Genomic DNA, 17,589 nt, shown 5'->3' on the forward strand with positions numbered 1-17,589 from the left:
CCCTCCTGAGGGATCAAAGATTAGTTGCGATTCCAGACGACAAGCTTTAGTTCCGTCATTTCCTCAATGGCATATTTCAGTCCTTCCCGTCCAAATCCGCTTTCCTTTACCCCGCCATAAGGCATATGATCGACGCGAAACGTAGGAATATCATTGATCATGACGCCACCTACATGCAATTTTTCTGCAGCATCCAAAGCCACATGCACGTTTTCGGTATAGATACCCGCTTGCAGGCCATAGCGTGAATCGTTGACGAGCTGAATCGCTTCTTCTACTGAATTCACTTTGTTCACTAACACAATCGGAGCAAAAACTTCTTGGCAGGATACCTTTAGGGAAGGGTCTGCATTCAATAGGATGGTTGGATAAAGGATATTCCCTTCCGCTTTTCCGCCGGATGCAACAATCGCCCCACCCTGCTTGGCTTCCTCGATCCAGTGGAGGGTTCTTTCTACATCGCCTGGAGAGATCAAGGCCGATACATCCGTTTCCGCATCCAACGGATTCCCCAAGTTCAAGCGGTTTGTTGCTTCTACAAATCTTTCAACAAATTCATCATAAACTTCTTCGTGAGCATACACACGCTGCAAGGAGATGCACACCTGCCCCTGATTGGAAAAAGCACCCGTCACACAACGTGAAACCAGTTTGCCGATATTTACTCCCTTGTCGATGATCACGGCCGCATTGGATCCAAGCTCTAACGTAACGCGCTTCAACCCGGCTCTGTTGCGAATCCCAATCCCTACAGCAGGACTGCCGGTAAAGGTAATCATGCTGACTCGATCATCGGACACGATCTTATCGCCAACCACTCTGCCGCTTCCCGTAATGACGTTCAGCGCTCCACTTGGCAAACCTGCTTCTTCTAGCAGTTCAGCAATAAAAAATGAGGATAACGGGGTTTGGGAAGCAGGCTTCAGGACGATGGTATTACCGGAGGCAATAGCAGGCCCTACTTTATGGGCTACGAGATTCATAGGAAAGTTGAAAGGCGTAATCGCCCCGATCACGCCGATCGGTTCCCTGACGGTATAAGCGATTCTTCCTTCCCCTCCGCGTGCCGCATCAAGCGGTATCGTTTCGCCATGGATTCGCTTCGCTTCCTCCGCGGCAAACTTATACGTTTCCACCGTGCGGGAAACCTCCGCTTTGGCCGTTGTCACCGGTTTTGCTGCTTCCAAGGCGATAAGATGCGCGGCTTCATCTGCCCTTTCTTCCAGCAATCGGGATAAAGTCTCCAGAATTTGGGCCCGTTTATGGGCCGGCATTTTGGCCATTTCGATTCTTGCCCGATAAGCCGCTTCGATGGCATCATCGGTTTCCTTTTCCGTAGCAACCGGTATTTCAGCAATCACTTCTCCCGAATAGGGAGACAGCAAAGAGCTGTATTTTTCTGTTTCCAGCCATTCGCCATTGATCCATAATCTTTTTTTCACGAGGCTCACCTCTCCCTTTTTAACCCGTTAAGAGCAATATTCCTGCAATTTCATCGATAAACCGCCATGACCAAACGGCTGGCGGCCATTTCCGTCCAGAAAGCCAAGAATCGTCTTGCGGCGTTCTACGATATTCTTCCATCCCTGCTCATAAAGCCAGCAATCAATGGTGTTATAGACTCCCCGATTAATCCCGTATCGGGATTCGCATAAGCGTATGAATGATAAATCCGGTAACTGGACGTCGATTTCCTTTCCTGTTTTCATACGGCTCCCTCCATTAGAAGAGAACGGTTGTTGAAAGGATCCGTTTTTTCCAATCGAAGCTTAACAAATCCAACATCCCTGTTAATCTGCTGGATCAACTCCTCCAAACCGGAAAAAGACATTTCCTCTCTTACGAAAAAGCAAACCTCGACTTGAAGGCTTTCGCCATAGATCATTTCATCGAAATCAAAGATGTGCACCTCATAGTGGACTTGGGTTTCTTCCTGCTGGATCGTCGGTCTTACACCCACGTTCATAATCCCTATATAGGGCTTTTGATTGTAATGAACCTTCACGCCGTACACGCCATGCAGCAGATCGGGCTTTTCCGAATGGATATCCAGATTGGCCGTAGGAAAGCCGATTTTCCGGCCAATTTGATTCCCGAAAATAACCGTCCCCATTAAACTCCCTAGCGTCTCACTCTTTCGCATATCCGCCACATCGCTTAAATTTAGTAAGGGAATCCCGTTTTCCTCTGATATCATTTGAATCTCCGTTTCCGATGCTACTCCGCCCTCTTGATTTAATATCTCGCAAATATAGCCTACCGGGACAGCAGAGGTCATTTGGGAGAGATCTAGCACTGCTTCCACGATATCCATCCTCTGCAGCACTCCGTTGTTTTTCCCGACCAAGGGGAAAAGATGACCTGGTTTTCGGAAGTCTTCCGGCCTGGAATCTTCATCTGCAATGGCTCTGATCGTATCTGCCCGCTCATAGGCGGAAATCCCTGTAGTGTTCGTTTTATAGTCTACGGAAAGGGTAAAGGGCTTCACATTCGAATCTTGGGAAGGAGCTGCCATGAAAGGAAGCTCCAATTTCTTCGCTTTCTCTTCCCTGATGCAGACGGAAACTAACCCCTTTCCGATTTTCGTCATCAAATTAACTTTATGGGGAGTGACATGCTTGGCCGATCCTACCAGAATGCCACTTCCTGTTTTGATGTTGTCAAAAAGAATAATCAGTTCCCCATCTTTCAGGAAACGAAGTCCACGTTCAACCGTGTCGGTGATCATGCTTTTCCCTTCCCCCTTCCCAGGTGTGATTTATTTTAAAGCTTGTTGCATGTGAACCACTTCATCGGCAAGCTGCTTGACCCGTTCCACGACTTCGGGGTCTGCCAATTCATTTTGTTTATTGAAATGGTCATTATGAGCGTAGACATAGCCTGGTGCGACGAAAGCCCGAAAATAGCCTGCGATCGGCTTCAGCTGGTTTTCAATGACCAGATAATGCTGATAGGTTCCTCCTGTAGCGACAAACCCCATGACCTTGTTTCGGAAAACCTGCGGGGGAATTAAATCGAATAGATTCTTCAAAACGCCAGTGATCGAACCTTGGAAGATCGGTGTCCCCATGATATAGAAATCCGAAGACGACACCATATCGATCACTTTTTTCGTATCTCCGGTATAAGTGGCGGGGTCTCGCCCATCGCAAAACTGGACGTCATAATCCTTCATATCCAGAAATTCAACCTCAACGCCCGGGTGGTTCTGCTTGATTTCCTCTAGCACCTGTTGAACGAGAACCCGTGTTTTGGAGCCTGTAATCGTACCGGAAATTCCTAATAACTTCATTTCTCTTCCCCCTCCAATTTCTTTATTTTCAGCTATCTCATGATAAACGGATCCGGCATCGGTTCGGACGACGTATTCACCCAAACCACTTTATTTTCCGTGTATTCGTAAATGGCATCATATCCGCTTTCTCTTCCGTAGCCGCTCCAATGGGATCCTCCAATGGGAGCAATGGGAGATATGCTTCGATAAGTATTCACCCAAACGATGCCGGCCCGAACCCCTTTGGCCACCCGGTGCGCTTTGGCTAAGTGATTGGTCCAAATCCCTGCTGCCAGGCCATAATTCGTGCTGTTAGCCAACCGAACCACTTCTTCTTCCGTTTCAAAGGGAATGACGGTCAATACCGGCCCAAAGATTTCTTCCTGGGCGATGCGAATTTTGCTGTCTGTATGCTCAAAGATGGTCGGTTCAAAATACCACCCTTTGTTCATCGCCTCCGGTTTCTTTCCTCCATACACCAACCGGGCGCCATGCTCGTGGCCGGCTTGGACGTAATATTCCATCCGTTTCACTTGGCCTTCCGTAGCTAAAGGTCCTACTTCCGTTTCCGCAGCCATCGGATCGCCAATCACAATCTTGGAGGCGCGCTCCACCACTTTCTCCAGGACGCGATCATAAATATTTTTCTGGAGAAAAGCCCTCGAGCCCGCTACGCAGCTTTGTCCGGCAGCCCCGAAGATCCCGGCGATAATCCCCATGGCAGCACTTTCTGCATCGGCATCGTCAAATACGATATTCGGGGATTTCCCTCCCAGCTCCAGCGTAACGCGGGCGAAGTTCTCCGCAGAATTGCGGACCACATGCTTGGCCGACTCTGTTCCCCCGGTGAAGGCAATCCGCCTGACTAGCGGATGGCTTGTCAAAGCGCTGCCTACCGGATCGCCGAAACCGGTGACCACATTCACCACGCCAGGCGGAAATCCTGCTTCTTCAATGAGCGGCACGAGCTCCAACAGAGAAGCGGAGGTCACTTCGGAAGGCTTGATGACGATCGTATTTCCTGCCGCCAAGGCCGGTGCCAATTTTAAGGTTGTAAGATAAAGCGGGGAATTCCATGGGGTAATCGCTGCGACAACGCCTAAAGGTTCCCGGGTCGTAAAGGCAAACATATCCGGCTTGTCGATGGGGAGGGTTTCCCCATGAATCTTATCGGCCAGGCCCGCGTAATAATAGAAGAATTCAGGAAGGTACTGCAGCTGTCCCCGCATTTCCCGAATTAATTTTCCATTGTCCAGCGTTTCGAATATCGCCAAGTCTTCCACGCGGGCAGCGATCAGGTCCCCCAGCCGCCTTAGCAATTTCCCTCGCTGCGTATAGGTTAGGGAACGCCACGAAGCATGCTCGAAAGCCTCCTGTGCCGCTTGGACCGCTCGGTCCACATCCGCCTCGGTCCCCTTGGCCACCCAGCACCAGGGCTCCCCGGTTGCCGGGTTATAGCTTTCAAAATATTCCCCGTTGCTGGACTCTACCCATTCCCCATTGATATACATCCGGTATTTTTTTAATTCAGCCATGTTAACGCCCCTTTCCCGCACACTGTTCCATTCTCGAAAGCAAGATTTGATTGAGCTGCTCGCCCGCTTCTATCGGCAGCATATGGCGAATGCCAGGGAGTACCAGGGCTTCTGCGCCCGGAATTTGCTGTGCCATGAACCTGGCCATCTCGGGGGTAGATCCCTTGTCCAGTTCTCCCGTGATAATGAAGGTTGGGCACGCAATTTGGTGAAGCTTCTCATAAAGCTCTTCATCCGCTGTAGCGAATACCCGGTAAGCCGCCAAGTAGGCATCTGGCTCATTGGTTTGCAGGCGACGGCGAATCTGCTCGACCACTTCAGGGCGCTGGGACTGAAAAGCGGGATTAAACCAACGCTCAATCGCGGCATCAATCGTCGCTTGATGTCCATGCTCCTCCACTTCCTTCACCCGGGCAAGCACTCCCTCGCGCTGCTCCTCCGTACGTTTAGCCACAGAACTGACGATAGTTAGGGAAGACACTTTATCCGGATGATGAGCGGCATAGGCTTGAGCCACCAGCCCTCCCATGGAAAACCCGACCAAGTGGGCCTGCGGAATCGCCAAATCGCTAAGCAGATCATCGAGCTGCTTCTCAAATTGGGATAGACTGTAAGGCCCAGGAGGGCAGGCCGACCGGCCATGCCCTATCATGTCATAACTGATCACACGGTACTGAGCCGACAATGATTTCATCTGCTGCTCCCAGATCGTCGAATCTAAGCCTACGCCATGGATCAGGATGACAGGATGCCCTTCCCCCGCCTCAACATAATGGGTGGATCCGCTTTTTGTCTTTTCCATCCTACTTCAATCCCATCTCTACCATATCCTGATGGCGATCGCCTATGCGCGGATGCGGTCTTGAGCCTGTCGCTACGCCAATGGCTACGACAATTTCATCAGCTCGCGGGGCATCTGGAATATTCGTCTCAAAGGTAATGAAATGGGAACGCTTGGATTCATCCGTTTTGTGAACCAAGGGAAGCGTAACATAAGTTCCAGGACCTCCACGCTTATTCGTAAAGGTGAGAATGCTCGTTCCTTCTACAGCATCGCGGAACTTGTTCCCAAAGCGGAACGTATGGATGAGAGCGGAGGCATGCTCCACCTCTCCGTCCACTCCGACAACAGCTGCCTTTCCAAAAGCCTCAACATCATCTGGAGAATCAATCACTTCAAATAGCTTCTTGACTAGTATCTCTCCTAATTCAGGGGCACAAGCCAGGATTTCAGGCTTTAAATCTTCTACATACCCTCTGCCATGCCAAGGATTTTTCACCACAGCTACAGCGGCAATATTGCGGATGGATGGGTTGACTTCTTTTTCCCCTTCAAGCAAGGTTTCCTCTATGACGGTATATAATTTGCGAATTTTCAGCATTGTTATTCTTCCTCCCCAAAGTGATATGGTTAACTCCCTATGCTTTAAATCTCGGCATAACTTCTTCGGCAAACAATTTCGTGCTGCGCATAATTTTTTCATGAGATAGGCTGCCGTGATTCGTCCAAAGCAATAGATTCTTTAAGTTGAGCTCTTCCTTCAGTTCCTGGATTTTTTCCGCCACATAATCCGGTGTTCCAAACAATAGATTGCGCGGATGCAAAAAATCATAGCTCAATTCCGTTCCCGGCTTTAATTCTTCACCCGGATCCAACAGATTGCCCAGCCCCCTCCAGTGGCAAATCCAGCGGTATGTATGCAGGACCGCTTCTTCTGCATCTCTGCGGGCTTCTTCCATCGTTTCGGCTACATAGCAGTCGCGAACCAGCGCCAATCCTTCACCCAATTCTGCTTGGGAACCTTTTGCCTGGGATAAGCTTTCACGGTACATTTCAAAACGAGGCTTCAATTCCTTTACGGTTGGCATCCAGAAAATCCCCTTGACCTGGTGCTCTGCTGCCCACTTAATGGATCGGGGCGTATCGATGACCTGCCAAAGCGGAGGATGCGGCTGCTGGAAAGGCGGCGGCATGATGGACATCTTTTGAATCTCGCCTTTTTCCATATCCATATAGTCCGGTGTTTGCGGGCTCAATGGATGATTCCATTTCAATCCGGGAGCAGGGAATTTATAGAACTCGCCTTGGTGGGAGAAGAAGCGCTCGGATAAAGCCTTCTTTAAGATTTCATAGGTTTCTTCAAATAAAGCCCGGTTCCTTTCCTGGTCGCGGGGATCTGCGTATTGATTCAGGTTCATGGCTTCCCGTCCGTAAAGCCCTCGTCCGATACCCACTTCTACGCGCCCCTGACTCATCTGATCCAGAAATGCGATATCTTCTGCCAAACGAAGCGGGTGCCAAAAGGTAATAATGTTTGCTGCTTGGCCAATGCGGATGTTTTTCGTACGGGCTGCGATATCGGCTCCCATCATAATGGGATTCGGCACCAGCTCATAGCCTTCATGACCGAAATGATGTTCTGTATACCAAATGGAGTCAAATCCAGCTTGATCGCAGTAAACCGCTTGTTCCCTTGCTTCTTCCAAGACCTTCGCAAATTCTTGTTCTCTTCCGGGACCTGCCAAGTTCGCAAAAATTCCAAATTTCATTTGTCATACCCCTTTTCCATTTTGGATTCCCTCTTGTTCGTTCCATGTACCATGTACCATGCAAGGCAGATTATATTCATACTATAACGACAAACGCTTTCACCTGTCAATATGTTTATTATTTTTAGAATTTTGGATGTAACCATCCCTTGGCAGGACCTATCCTGCTTCTCCTGCCAAGAGCCTTTTACGTTCCAAATAACTCTGCCTTCATGATTTCGATGAGCTTTGCCCCGCTTGCTTTCACATGCTCTCTCATAAGCTGCTCAGCCAGCTTCGAATCCTGACGCTGAATCGCCTCCACAATCTCTCGGTGCTCTTCTACCGACTTTTCAAGTCGTTTCGGTTGACCTATCGTAAGATAGACAAATCGTTTATAAGGGAGCTGATTAATGAGCAGGTTAAAATGATACAGAAGCTTGCTGTTGCCCGATCCTTTTAAGATGGCATCATGAAAACGGTCATTGGCTTCCACATAGCCATCTATGTTGCCTTTCCTTACGGCTTCCTCCATGCTTTTAAACGCCTTGACTAATTCCTTTCGTTCAGGAACCTCTCCTCTTTCAGCCAGCAATCCCGCAGCTAGGCCTTCCAGTGATTCTTTCAGCTTAAACAATTCCAAGATTTCTTTTTCGGTTGGTTTCGTAACACAAGTACCCACGCGTGGAATAATTTCCACAAGCCCCTCTTGCTGCAGCTGTTTTAGCGCCTCCCGGACTGGTGTCCTGCTTACCCCGAGTCTTTGGGCTAGAGCGGTTTCCGAAAGCTTTTCTCCCAATTCAAATTCCCCGGATACAATCGCATTGCGCAATACGTTTGTTACTTGTGTATGAATACTCTCAGTTGAAACGGAAAGATTCAATCCGTTCACCCACCTCTCTGTTTATGTCTATGCCATGCATCATGTACCATGCAAACTCTCGTTATAGTTCATAATATTTCCAATCCAGCGATGAGTCAATGCGCACTTTACTCTGTTTCCATTTCAGCGAAAACCTCTTGGGCCAGCCTAAAGCTGTCCATTGCTGCTGGAACACCGCAGTAGATGGCTGTCTGCAAAAATACTTCCTTGATTTCTTCCTTGGTTACGCCATTATTCATCGCCCCGCGAACATGAAGCTTAATCTCATGCGGCCGGTTTAGGGCTGTTAACATCGCAAGATTGATGATGCTGCGCATTTTTCTGGAAAGACCTGGTCTCGTCCAAACCTCTCCCCAACAATATTCGGTAACTAATTCCTGCATGGGGAGATTGAAATCGGTTGCATTTTGAATCGACCGATTGACATACTCCGATCCCAACACCGCCCGACGAACTTCTAATCCCTCATCAAATCTCTTTTTACCCATGTTCAGCACTCCTTCTCATTTTTTACACAACTACTTCTTTTTCCTTTGCTTCTACGCTTTCCGCTCTAACGATCCCTTGTTCGATGGCCATTTTCTTAGCCAGCTGAGGAGCATGCCATAAGGAAGGCAGCAGCAAAATCGATACCGGTACAGCGGCAATCACCACAAAAGATTGAAGCGCATTAATTCCACCTGTTCCGATGTTGATTAAAATGATTGCAATAAAGCCCATCAGCACAGCCCAGAATACCCGTACAAAGTTTGGAGGATCCCCTTCTCCCGTGACGCCCATTGCCAGCGTATAAGACATAGTGTCTGCCGTGGTTACGACAAAAAGAATCGTCAATACGAGGAAAATAGCGGGCATGATCGCAGATAGCGGCATTTGCTGAGCAATCGCTATAATAGCAGCTGGCAAGCCATTCTCATTTAATGGGCCGCTTACGGAACCAGCGTTGTTCATTTCATAAAAAATACCCGAACCCCCTAATACGGTGAACCAAAAATTCGTTGTTATCGAGGAAAGAACCGAAACAGCCAAGAATACTTCTCTGATGGTGCGTCCTCTTGAAATTCTTGCGACAAATATCGCAACCATCGGTCCAAACCCAATAAACCATCCAAAGAAGAAAAGCATCCACCATCCCAGCCACTCTTGATCCTGGCGATACGTACTCACATTAATAAATTCGCTTAAATAAAATCCAAAAGAAGAGACAAACGCGTCAATGATGAAGGCTCCAGGCCCAAACATCAAAATGAAAACAGCAATAACCACAGCCATGATGACGTTTAATTTACTGAACCATTGAATCCCTTTATCAATCCCTGTGACCGTTGAAATAATGGTAACACTGATCAGACCAATAATAATTAAAGCTTGGGTAAAGGAGCTATCCGGAATCCCAAATAGTGAATTCAGGCCATAGCTGACTTGCAAACCTAGGAATCCAATCGGTCCGATCGTTCCAGCTGCTGCTCCAATGATACAGAAGGAATCAGCAAACGTTCCCCACTTGCTCGTAAGAATTTTATCTCCCAAAATAGGGTATAGCAACGTTCGAGGTTTTAAGGGCATTCCCTTATGATAGTGAGCATACATGAAAATAATCGCACTGATGGCTCCATAAACCGCCCAAGCCGTAAAACCCCAATCCATAAAGGCTTGTGCTAAAGCGGGCGCTATAGCTTCTTGGGTATTAGGCGAAATGCCCTGGTGCATGGGCGGTACGTCCATGAAATAATACATAGGCTCCGCTGCAGCCCAGAAAACCCCTCCTGCTCCCAGTCCAGAAACTACTATAATAGAAACCCACTTAAACCTGCTCATCTCCGGCTTAGCTAAATTGCCTAGCTTGACACTCCCATACCTCGAGCAGGATAACCCCAGGCCAATTATGAATGTCGCCAATAATAGCAGTTGCCAGTATGCCCCAAAGTATCGAATTGAAAGTTCAAAGCCTGTGTTTACAAATTTAGAAACCGCCTCTACATTAAATATAGAAAGTATAACAAACAGCAGCAAAAGCCCACCGCTGATAACAAAAACAGGCCAGTCAATCTTCCTGCTTACGGATTCCCATTTGTTTCCCACTCGTAATTCCCTCCTTATTTCCCCTGCTTTGAACCCAACCAAACATTCCCTTTAAACTTTTTGCTGCTTTTGAGTAACCGTTTCCATTTTACCCTCCTTCATGAACTAATCACTAGTATTTTTTAAAAATAGTGCACGATACAAGGAAAGAATAGCTTTCATTGTACCATGTTGCATGTACCATGCAAGAAGTTATATTAAATTTAAACTATTAATTCACTATTGTCAATAAGATTTGTAATTTATCTAAAATTACATTAAATATACTGACACCTTGATAAAATCTCAATAAGGTTTTAGGTTCATGGATTTGCGAGGAAGAGTGGATGGGTTTGAAGTAAGTGGAAATTCGCCAATTAAACGCCGAGATCATTACTTTTTCTTGTAATTAGGTGGATTTGCTCCCACTAATAACGTTGGAACGTCCAAAATGATGGGATTAAGCTGAATTAGATGGAGCTTTTCCCATTATTTTAACTTTATATTGTTTGATTTTGATTTTAAGTGGCGTTTCTCCACTTATCCACACGGGAATAGAATAATGGTCTTTTCACCGGTTTATTTATTAAAGTTCCGATGTAGCAAAATGGTAGAAATGTAGGAAGGTGTCCCAAGAACCTAGCTTGTTGGGACACCCTCTAACTATGCAATGAACTCTGGTTATCTGACATTTAGCCACCCATCTTTAAATAGGTCAAACCAAGCAGAGTGGCAATCTAAAACATCGACGTAACCTTCCCCGTCTCCACCTCCACCAGATACCATCCGCGGGTAGCGGTGTGCTCGTCGACGAGGTCATAAACATGAATGGTATATGCGCCTTCCTCCATATGGTCAAACTCAATCACGGTGTCGGAGTTCTTCGCGATCCCGATATGGTCACGGACCAACTGCTCAGCCTGTTGAATAGAAACCTTTCCTGCCTCTGAGATATAAACCGTCTGATCCAGGGGGACCCACTCCACCTTGGCATCAAACGCCTCCGCTATGGATCGAACAGGAGCAATGGCTCGTCCCTGAGCTAACTGAATGGGTGCTGGGAGTTTGATCGTTTTTCCGTTCAGCAACGCTGCCTTTTTCCCTACATGAAGGACTAACGTTTTCGTTCCCTTTTTGGCTGTGACGGTTCTCGTTTTTTCATCCCAGGAAACGGCTGCCCCGATGGTTGCGAAAGTTTCCCTCACTGGAGCCAACACGCTTCCTTTGACCAAATAAGCCGTCTGTTCCAACTCTAGCCATTCCCCGTTCCACCTGATCTCTACTTCTTTCGATTCAGCTTGTCCGACGAGGGAAACCATCAGCCATACAACCAGTCCAATTAGCAATGAGACGAATTTTCTATTCAAAATCCCAAGCCTCCGTTCTCTCAGTCTACTACTTTATATCTATGAAAGAACCAAGAGGCCTAGAACCTTAAACCTTTCTTTTGCGCAATTGGTAGTACGTTACGGCTAGCGCCAGAACCAGCACGGTTCCTTTCACAATATCATGCGCATAGTAAGGAAGGTTGAGCATGGTCATTCCATTTAAAAGAATTCCTATCAAAACGGCTCCAAAGAAGGTTCCGATGACATTCGGCTTCCCCGCGCCAAATACGGAATATCCTACAAACGCAGCAGCGACGGCGTCCATCAATAGAGGAGCTCCTCCATCTACCTGACCGGTACCTATGCGGGCCGCCAAAAGAATCCCGCCCAATCCGCAAAACAATCCAGACAAGACATAGGCGAGGGTTCTATAACGGTCTACCGGAACACCGGATAAGCGGGCAGCTTCCGCATTTCCTCCTGTAATGTAAAGCAAGCGCCCTTGGCGGGTATAGTTCAGATAAATATGCACAGCCACCACCGCCAACAGCATCAAAATGACCGGTACGGGAACGGACGCAATTTGCCCCTGTCCCAGCCAAAGGAATCCTTCGTTAAACTTCCCCGGGGCTGTCGATCCATCCGGCATAGGCATGTTGGCGTAGATGGAGTACCCTTTGGTATAGGTTAAGTGAATCCCTTTGACAATATAGAGCATAGCTAAGGTCGCGAGCAAATCCGGTATGCGGATTTTCACGATCAGCAAGGAGTTGACCCAACCGATCAGCACACTCAAAACAATAGGAATCAGCAAGGTGACGAAGATTCCTTGTTCATACCAAATCATCATCGAGGACGAAACGACCGTGGCCAGGGAAACGACAGATCCGACCGAAAGGTCAAATCCATTAATAATAAGCGAAAAGGTCACCCCAATGGCTACTAAAGTCACGATTGAGATCGAACGAAGGATATCCGCTAGATTCCCATACGTAAAAAAGTAAGGGTTAATCAAGCTAAAAAAGATAAGGACAATGGCAATGACCGCGAGGGTTCCGTATTTATAAATCCAATCCATTACTTTCATTTTATTTTCCTCCGCTTGCGTAATACATGATGTTTTCTTGGGTAGCTTCCTCCCGGGACAGCTGCTTGACGATCTGTCCGTCACACATCACCAGGATGCGGTCGGCAATCCCTAAGATTTCCTGAAGCTCGCTGGAAAAGTAAAGGATTCCTTTTTTCTGTTCCGCCAGCTCCCCGATGAGCTTGAAGATGTCTGTTTTCGCTCCAATGTCTACCCCTTTAGTCGGCTCATCAAACATGAAAATATCCGCATCCGTATCCAGCCATTTTCCAATGACCACCTTTTGCTGATTTCCGCCGCTCAGGTTTCCAACAAACTGATGGATGCCGGAGGTTTTGATCCCCAGACGGTCAATGAGTATTTTCGAACGAACCGCCTCCGCGCTTTGGCGCATAAAGCCGAACGAAGCGAACTGCGAGAGAGTGGCCAACGTCAGATTATTTCGCACCGATTCTTCTACCAGAATCCCTTCTTTTCGCCGCTCCTCCGGAACAAGCACGACACCCTGGCTTACGGCATCCGCGGGATTTTGAATCGATAGCGTTTTTCCCCGCAAGATGAGTTGGCCCTCATCACGAGAATCAGCACCGAATAAAATTCTGGCCAATTCCGTTTTACCCGCGCCGACCAAGCCGGCTATACCGACAATTTCTCCTTCGCGAACCTCCAGATCCACTCCTCGGACTTTGCTGCCGCTCCTCATCCCACGCACTTCGAGCAACGTTTCGCCGATAGGGACTCGTTTTTTCGGGAATTCTTCGGAAAAAGCTTTTCCCAACATGTCCGCAATCACCTGATTTATGCTCGTTTCCGATGTCTTCTTGGTTGAGACATGCTGACCGTCCCGCATGACGGTGATCCGATCACACACTTCAAAAATCTCCGGCAAGCGGTGGGAAATAAAGATAATCCCTACATTCTGCTGCTTCAGCTGCCTCATCAGGGCAAACAGCCGCTCAGCTTCCTTCACGCTAAGAGGAGCTGTGGGCTCGTCAAAAATAACATATTTCACATCTTGAGCGATCGCTCTGGCAATCAAGATGATTTGCTTTTCCGAAAGCGTCAGTTCTTCCGCCTTTTTCCGAACAGGGATGGAAAAGCCTAAACGCTTCAGAATCTCCTCGGCATCCCGGTATAAGTCAGGCCACTTGAAAAACGTGCCCCTTCGATTGACCTGCCGATCGAGCAGGATATTCTCCGCTACGCTCAGATAGGGAACCAAGGCGACGTCTACCTCTTGGTACACACATTGAACGCCGTATTTCTTCGCATCAGCGGGAGTTGAAATCTGCACTTTTTCCCCGTCTACCCAGATCTCTCCTCCATCCGCTACATAAGCCCCTGTCAGGATTTTCATCAGCGTGCTTTTCCCTGCCCCGTTAGCTCCCAGCAGCGCATGGATTTCTCCCGCACGAAGCTCAAAATCGACCGCCCGAAGAGCAGGGACGCCTGAAAAGGACTTCTCGATGCGCTTCATCTCTAGTTTGGACATGTTCCATCCCTCTCTTATCAAAAATTAAAACTCCCCCTATTATCCGCGAACCCTATCATCCTGATAGGCCTGAACGTTAATAAAGGGAGTTTTTGGGTACATTCTTGTAGGAAAGACTCCGTATAACAGGAGAATCTCCGGTTATTTCTCTTTTTTAAATGCAATAGGATAAGATAAGAGGATTTTTTCCGGTTAAGTCCGGTAAAACAAGCATTTTTTCCTGATTTCAGGTGGATAACCGGAATTTCTCCTGCTATTTTAGCCCATTTGCCTTCGTTTTTCGGAATAGCAGGATTTTCTCCCGTTATGTTATGTTACTTTTGGTTCTGAGCTTCCAGTTCCTTCATCCACTCTTCGATTCCTTGCGTGCTTTGTCCCCATCCTTCGATGTGCTTGGAAAGGTCACCCATGGTTACCTTTTCCTTCGGAAGCATTTCGCGAGTGACTAGAATTGGATCTAAAGAAACATTTTGCGGGGTTTCTTCCCCTTTAATTTTCTTGTATACGTAACGTACTTGCACGCGTCCGATATCGGAAGGATCCACCGCAGCAGAAGCGATCCAAGGAGATGCTGGATCTTGAATCATTTGCAAGTCTTCATCACTCAAGTCGATCCCGTAAACTTTAATTTCGGTACGGCCCGCTTGTTGGATGGCGCGAGTAGCCCCTTTTGCGAATTCATCCCATGCTGCCCAAACGGCTGTAATATCGCCAGGGTTAGGATATTGCTTCAAGATCGCTTCCATTTGCGTTTGCGTATCTAACGCGGTGTTTGCTGATGCACTACCGAAAGCCGCAACCTCTTTGATTTCTGGGTATTTCTCTTGGAATTGCTTATAAGCGATTTGACGGCGCTCCATCGGAGCAAAACCGGCTACCCAAATCTTAACGATATTCCCTTTGCCGCCTGCATCTTCAGCCAGCTTTTCCAACGTGGACTCGGCCATCTTCACGTCACCTTGCTCCAATACCGTAACGCCAGGAATATCTAAAGCTGCGTCGAACGCAATAACAGGAATTTTTTGCTCAACGGCTTTCTTGACACCTTGCGTTAAAGCTTCCGGTGTTCCATGGTCAATCAAGATCCCATCGAATCGTTGGTTCACAGCCGCATCCAGCTGAGAAGCCATCTTAGCCAAATCATTATCTGCATTAAAGACGGTCAGTTCCCCGCCAAACTTTTCTACTTGTTCTTTTACACCAGCCACGTATTGAGCCGAAAAGGTTCCAATATTAAACTGCATGACTAAAGCAATACGCTTCTTGGCTTCAGTTGCTCCTTCTCCGCCAGAAGTGGTTCCGCCCGCTTCTTCTTTCGCTCCCCCGCCGCATGCGGTGAGGACTAGCGAGAAAATCATGACGAACGAAAGAAAAAGAGATAATTTCTTTGTTTTCATTTGAGTGCCCCCATATTTTTTTATTTATTATAGAAAGACCTGAAAAATTCAGGCAATAACTACCACAGTTTTCTTAGTTGTTTACTTTGCTTTTAAAACTAGAATAATCCGATTTTTTAGCGGAGTAAAGTCCAAAAGTCCTAGTAGTTTATGGTAATAAGGTCCTGGAAAAAGAAAAAACTTCTTCAATAAGAAGAAGTTTCATGAACAAGGCATTTTCCTTCATCTTATCTACCAGGATTCTCCTGCTGGAATTGGCACCTTTTCATGTCCATTCATGAACGGTTGCCGGGTTTCATAGGGCCAGTCCCTCCACCTCTCTCGATAAGAAACTATTCAGTTCGCTAGGTAAGATCTTACTAAAAAAAAATGGGGGCGTCAATAAATTTTTTAGAATCATGATTGCATAGAATGAACCAAAAGGAGGAGTGACCCACATGTCTCTTATGCCTCAACCCCACACCCATTACTTCCGCACTACAGGTTCGGGCGAACACGAGCACTTCGTTCATGCTTTTACCTTTCCTGAGAAGGGAAACTCTACAGATGGTCATGTTCATGCCTTTAAAGGAGTAACCCCAAAAGAACACGGCCACCAGCATTTCTTTACAGGCAGCACAGGGCCCGCCATCCCCCTCCCCGATGGGACACACATTCATGAGGTGAAAGGGAAGATTTATCGAGATGAGGATGGCAGACCCACCCATCCCCATGAGTTTAAAGCTCTAACCGGAAGACCGTTGGGGCAGGCGCCACCGGGGTGGTAGATTCGTTAGTCGATTAACTAACATGTTTGTGCCGGTCATCATTCACATTGTACGCTTGATAAATCCCCGAATCTTCTCAAGGAAAAAATCCCGCTTTTCTAGGTGCGGAGAGTGTCCTGTGTTTTCCACTACCCATTCTTCAAAGTTTCCGGAACGTTCTAACACCACGCGCATTTGAGATACCATGGGCTGTGGAGGAAACTCATCCATGCCTGGCCAACCGGGAACGTAACCCAGCTTCCCCAAATAACCAAAATCAAATAAAGAGCTATCCGATACGATCTGATCATCTGCTCCGCGAATCCATAAAACGGGGATTTGAGGCTCTAGGTCAGCAAATGCAGCAAGATTCAAATACTTAGGAGACAACGCATTATTTATTCCTTTGTCTCCGGGAGCTACGCCCGGCCATTCCGCGCAAGTCTCAAACGTACCCGGGTAGAAACCGGATCCCAACTTTGTGGATAGCATAGAGCGGACGAAACGATCTTCCTTTTGGGCATCAAGCCGGAAGGGCGGCTTAACGTAAAACTGATTCAAGACATTCCTGGGGCTATGGGGCTGCTCCTCCCCCGTAGCCCTTTGGCTAAGCAGCTCTATGAATTGAGGGTTAGCCGTTCCGCCGCCAGACCCGGCAAAATTCGGATAGCAAGGTGTCCCCTGCTCATCCTTCGTTCCCCCAAATCCAAAAGGAGATACGGGATTCATCAACATGAGCGAAGAAACCTCATTCGGGTAGTCTATCGCATATTGCATGACCACCCCGCCACCCATCGACCAGCCCAACATATGAAGCTGACGATCCAATCTCAGCGACTGTACAAACGACCTCACATCCTCCGACCAATCACGCAATCCTCTCGTTGCATCGATGGCTAAGGGCTCCGTCTCCCCATACCCCCGTAGGTCCGGCGCCAAAACATAAAAATCCTGTGATAGACTTTCCATCATGTCTTCCCAAAACCAACTCGATGACACATTCCCGTGCACGAGCATTACCACTGGACGAGCTGGATCTCCCGCTTCCAAATAAGCTACTTCGAGTCGGTCCGTCTTGATTCGCTTCGCTTCCATGAAACTCCCCCCCTTTTTCCTGTCTATACTCTAGATTAGCAGGTGGGGATTACAATGGAGTTACATGCAGCAGTTCCGATCGAGAGATTACACTATGGTTTCGAGAGATTTTGGACTGATTTCGAGAAATTAACGTTCTGGAAGGAATTACGTCAGCCACTA

General features: G+C 47.6%; 17 protein-coding genes and 1 riboswitch. Of the genes, 1 reads left to right on the plus strand and 16 read right to left on the minus strand.

The annotated features are described in order from the left end of the window. Nucleotides 1-20 precede the first annotated feature (20 nt). The 15 genes from ABLT31_RS21930 to ABLT31_RS22000 all read right to left on the minus strand — a co-directional run bounded on the left by ABLT31_RS21930 (nt 21) and on the right by ABLT31_RS22000 (nt 15,586). Nucleotides 21-1,442 (minus strand): aldehyde dehydrogenase family protein, encoded by a 1,422-nt coding sequence (locus tag ABLT31_RS21930; protein ID WP_462976520.1) that lies wholly within the window; start codon nt 1,440-1,442, stop codon nt 21-23. 27 nt (nt 1,443-1,469) lie between these two features. Next, a complete protein-coding gene (locus tag ABLT31_RS21935; protein ID WP_367755695.1) occupies nt 1,470-1,709 on the minus strand; it encodes a hypothetical protein in 240 nt (79 codons plus the stop codon). Then, nucleotides 1,706-2,728, minus strand: a complete 1,023-nt coding sequence (locus tag ABLT31_RS21940) for a 3,4-dihydroxy-2-butanone-4-phosphate synthase (protein ID WP_367755697.1) — start codon at nt 2,726-2,728, stop codon at nt 1,706-1,708. The genes ABLT31_RS21935 and ABLT31_RS21940 overlap by 4 nt, the downstream gene beginning before the upstream one ends. 30 nt (nt 2,729-2,758) lie before the next feature. Further along, nucleotides 2,759-3,292, minus strand: coding sequence for an NADPH-dependent FMN reductase (locus tag ABLT31_RS21945; RefSeq protein ID WP_367755699.1), 534 nt, complete (start codon nt 3,290-3,292; stop codon nt 2,759-2,761). Between the two features lie 32 nt (nt 3,293-3,324). Beyond that, on the minus strand, nt 3,325-4,809 hold the full coding sequence (locus ABLT31_RS21950; protein WP_367755701.1) for an aldehyde dehydrogenase: 1,485 nt from the start codon (nt 4,807-4,809) through the stop codon (nt 3,325-3,327). 1 nt (nt 4,810) lies between these two features. Continuing rightward, entirely contained in the window at nt 4,811-5,611 is an 801-nt protein-coding gene (locus ABLT31_RS21955) for an alpha/beta fold hydrolase (RefSeq protein WP_367755703.1), read from the minus strand. A gap of 1 nt (nt 5,612) precedes the next feature. Next, entirely contained in the window at nt 5,613-6,191 is a 579-nt protein-coding gene (locus tag ABLT31_RS21960) for an amino acid synthesis family protein (protein WP_367755705.1), read from the minus strand. A gap of 37 nt (nt 6,192-6,228) precedes the next feature. Beyond that, nucleotides 6,229-7,359, minus strand: coding sequence for an LLM class flavin-dependent oxidoreductase (locus ABLT31_RS21965; RefSeq protein WP_367755707.1), 1,131 nt, complete (start codon nt 7,357-7,359; stop codon nt 6,229-6,231). Nucleotides 7,360-7,546: 187 nt separating this feature from the next. Further along, nucleotides 7,547-8,221, minus strand: a complete 675-nt coding sequence (locus tag ABLT31_RS21970; RefSeq protein ID WP_367755709.1) for a GntR family transcriptional regulator — start codon at nt 8,219-8,221, stop codon at nt 7,547-7,549. Nucleotides 8,222-8,328: 107 nt separating this feature from the next. Further along, on the minus strand, nt 8,329-8,709 hold the full coding sequence (pcaC, locus tag ABLT31_RS21975) for a 4-carboxymuconolactone decarboxylase (RefSeq protein ID WP_367755711.1): 381 nt from the start codon (nt 8,707-8,709) through the stop codon (nt 8,329-8,331). A gap of 22 nt (nt 8,710-8,731) precedes the next feature. Next, on the minus strand, nt 8,732-10,303 hold the full coding sequence (locus ABLT31_RS21980; RefSeq protein ID WP_367755713.1) for a BCCT family transporter: 1,572 nt from the start codon (nt 10,301-10,303) through the stop codon (nt 8,732-8,734). Between the two features lie 716 nt (nt 10,304-11,019). Beyond that, nucleotides 11,020-11,649, minus strand: coding sequence for a copper amine oxidase N-terminal domain-containing protein (locus ABLT31_RS21985; protein WP_367755715.1), 630 nt, complete (start codon nt 11,647-11,649; stop codon nt 11,020-11,022). A gap of 67 nt (nt 11,650-11,716) precedes the next feature. After that, nucleotides 11,717-12,697 (minus strand): ABC transporter permease, encoded by a 981-nt coding sequence (locus tag ABLT31_RS21990; RefSeq protein ID WP_367755716.1) that lies wholly within the window; start codon nt 12,695-12,697, stop codon nt 11,717-11,719. Between the two features lies 1 nt (nt 12,698). After that, nucleotides 12,699-14,189, minus strand: coding sequence for a sugar ABC transporter ATP-binding protein (locus tag ABLT31_RS21995; protein ID WP_367755717.1), 1,491 nt, complete (start codon nt 14,187-14,189; stop codon nt 12,699-12,701). A 314-nt stretch (nt 14,190-14,503) separates the two neighbouring features. After that, nucleotides 14,504-15,586, minus strand: coding sequence for a sugar ABC transporter substrate-binding protein (locus tag ABLT31_RS22000; RefSeq protein WP_367755719.1), 1,083 nt, complete (start codon nt 15,584-15,586; stop codon nt 14,504-14,506). Between the two features lie 224 nt (nt 15,587-15,810). Beyond that, a riboswitch (SAM riboswitch) is annotated at nt 15,811-15,917 on the minus strand. 106 nt (nt 15,918-16,023) lie between these two features. Between ABLT31_RS22000 and ABLT31_RS22005 the strand changes: the two genes are divergently transcribed. Continuing rightward, nucleotides 16,024-16,353, plus strand: a complete 330-nt coding sequence (locus ABLT31_RS22005) for a YmaF family protein (protein WP_367755721.1) — start codon at nt 16,024-16,026, stop codon at nt 16,351-16,353. A gap of 42 nt (nt 16,354-16,395) precedes the next feature. On the opposite strand, the gene ABLT31_RS22010 is transcribed toward ABLT31_RS22005, so the two are convergent. Then, complete coding sequence (locus ABLT31_RS22010) at nt 16,396-17,427, minus strand: alpha/beta fold hydrolase (protein ID WP_367755723.1); 1,032 nt, start codon at nt 17,425-17,427, stop codon at nt 16,396-16,398. Nucleotides 17,428-17,589 lie beyond the last annotated feature (162 nt).

The sequence above is a fragment of the Ammoniphilus soli genome (assembly GCF_040813775.1).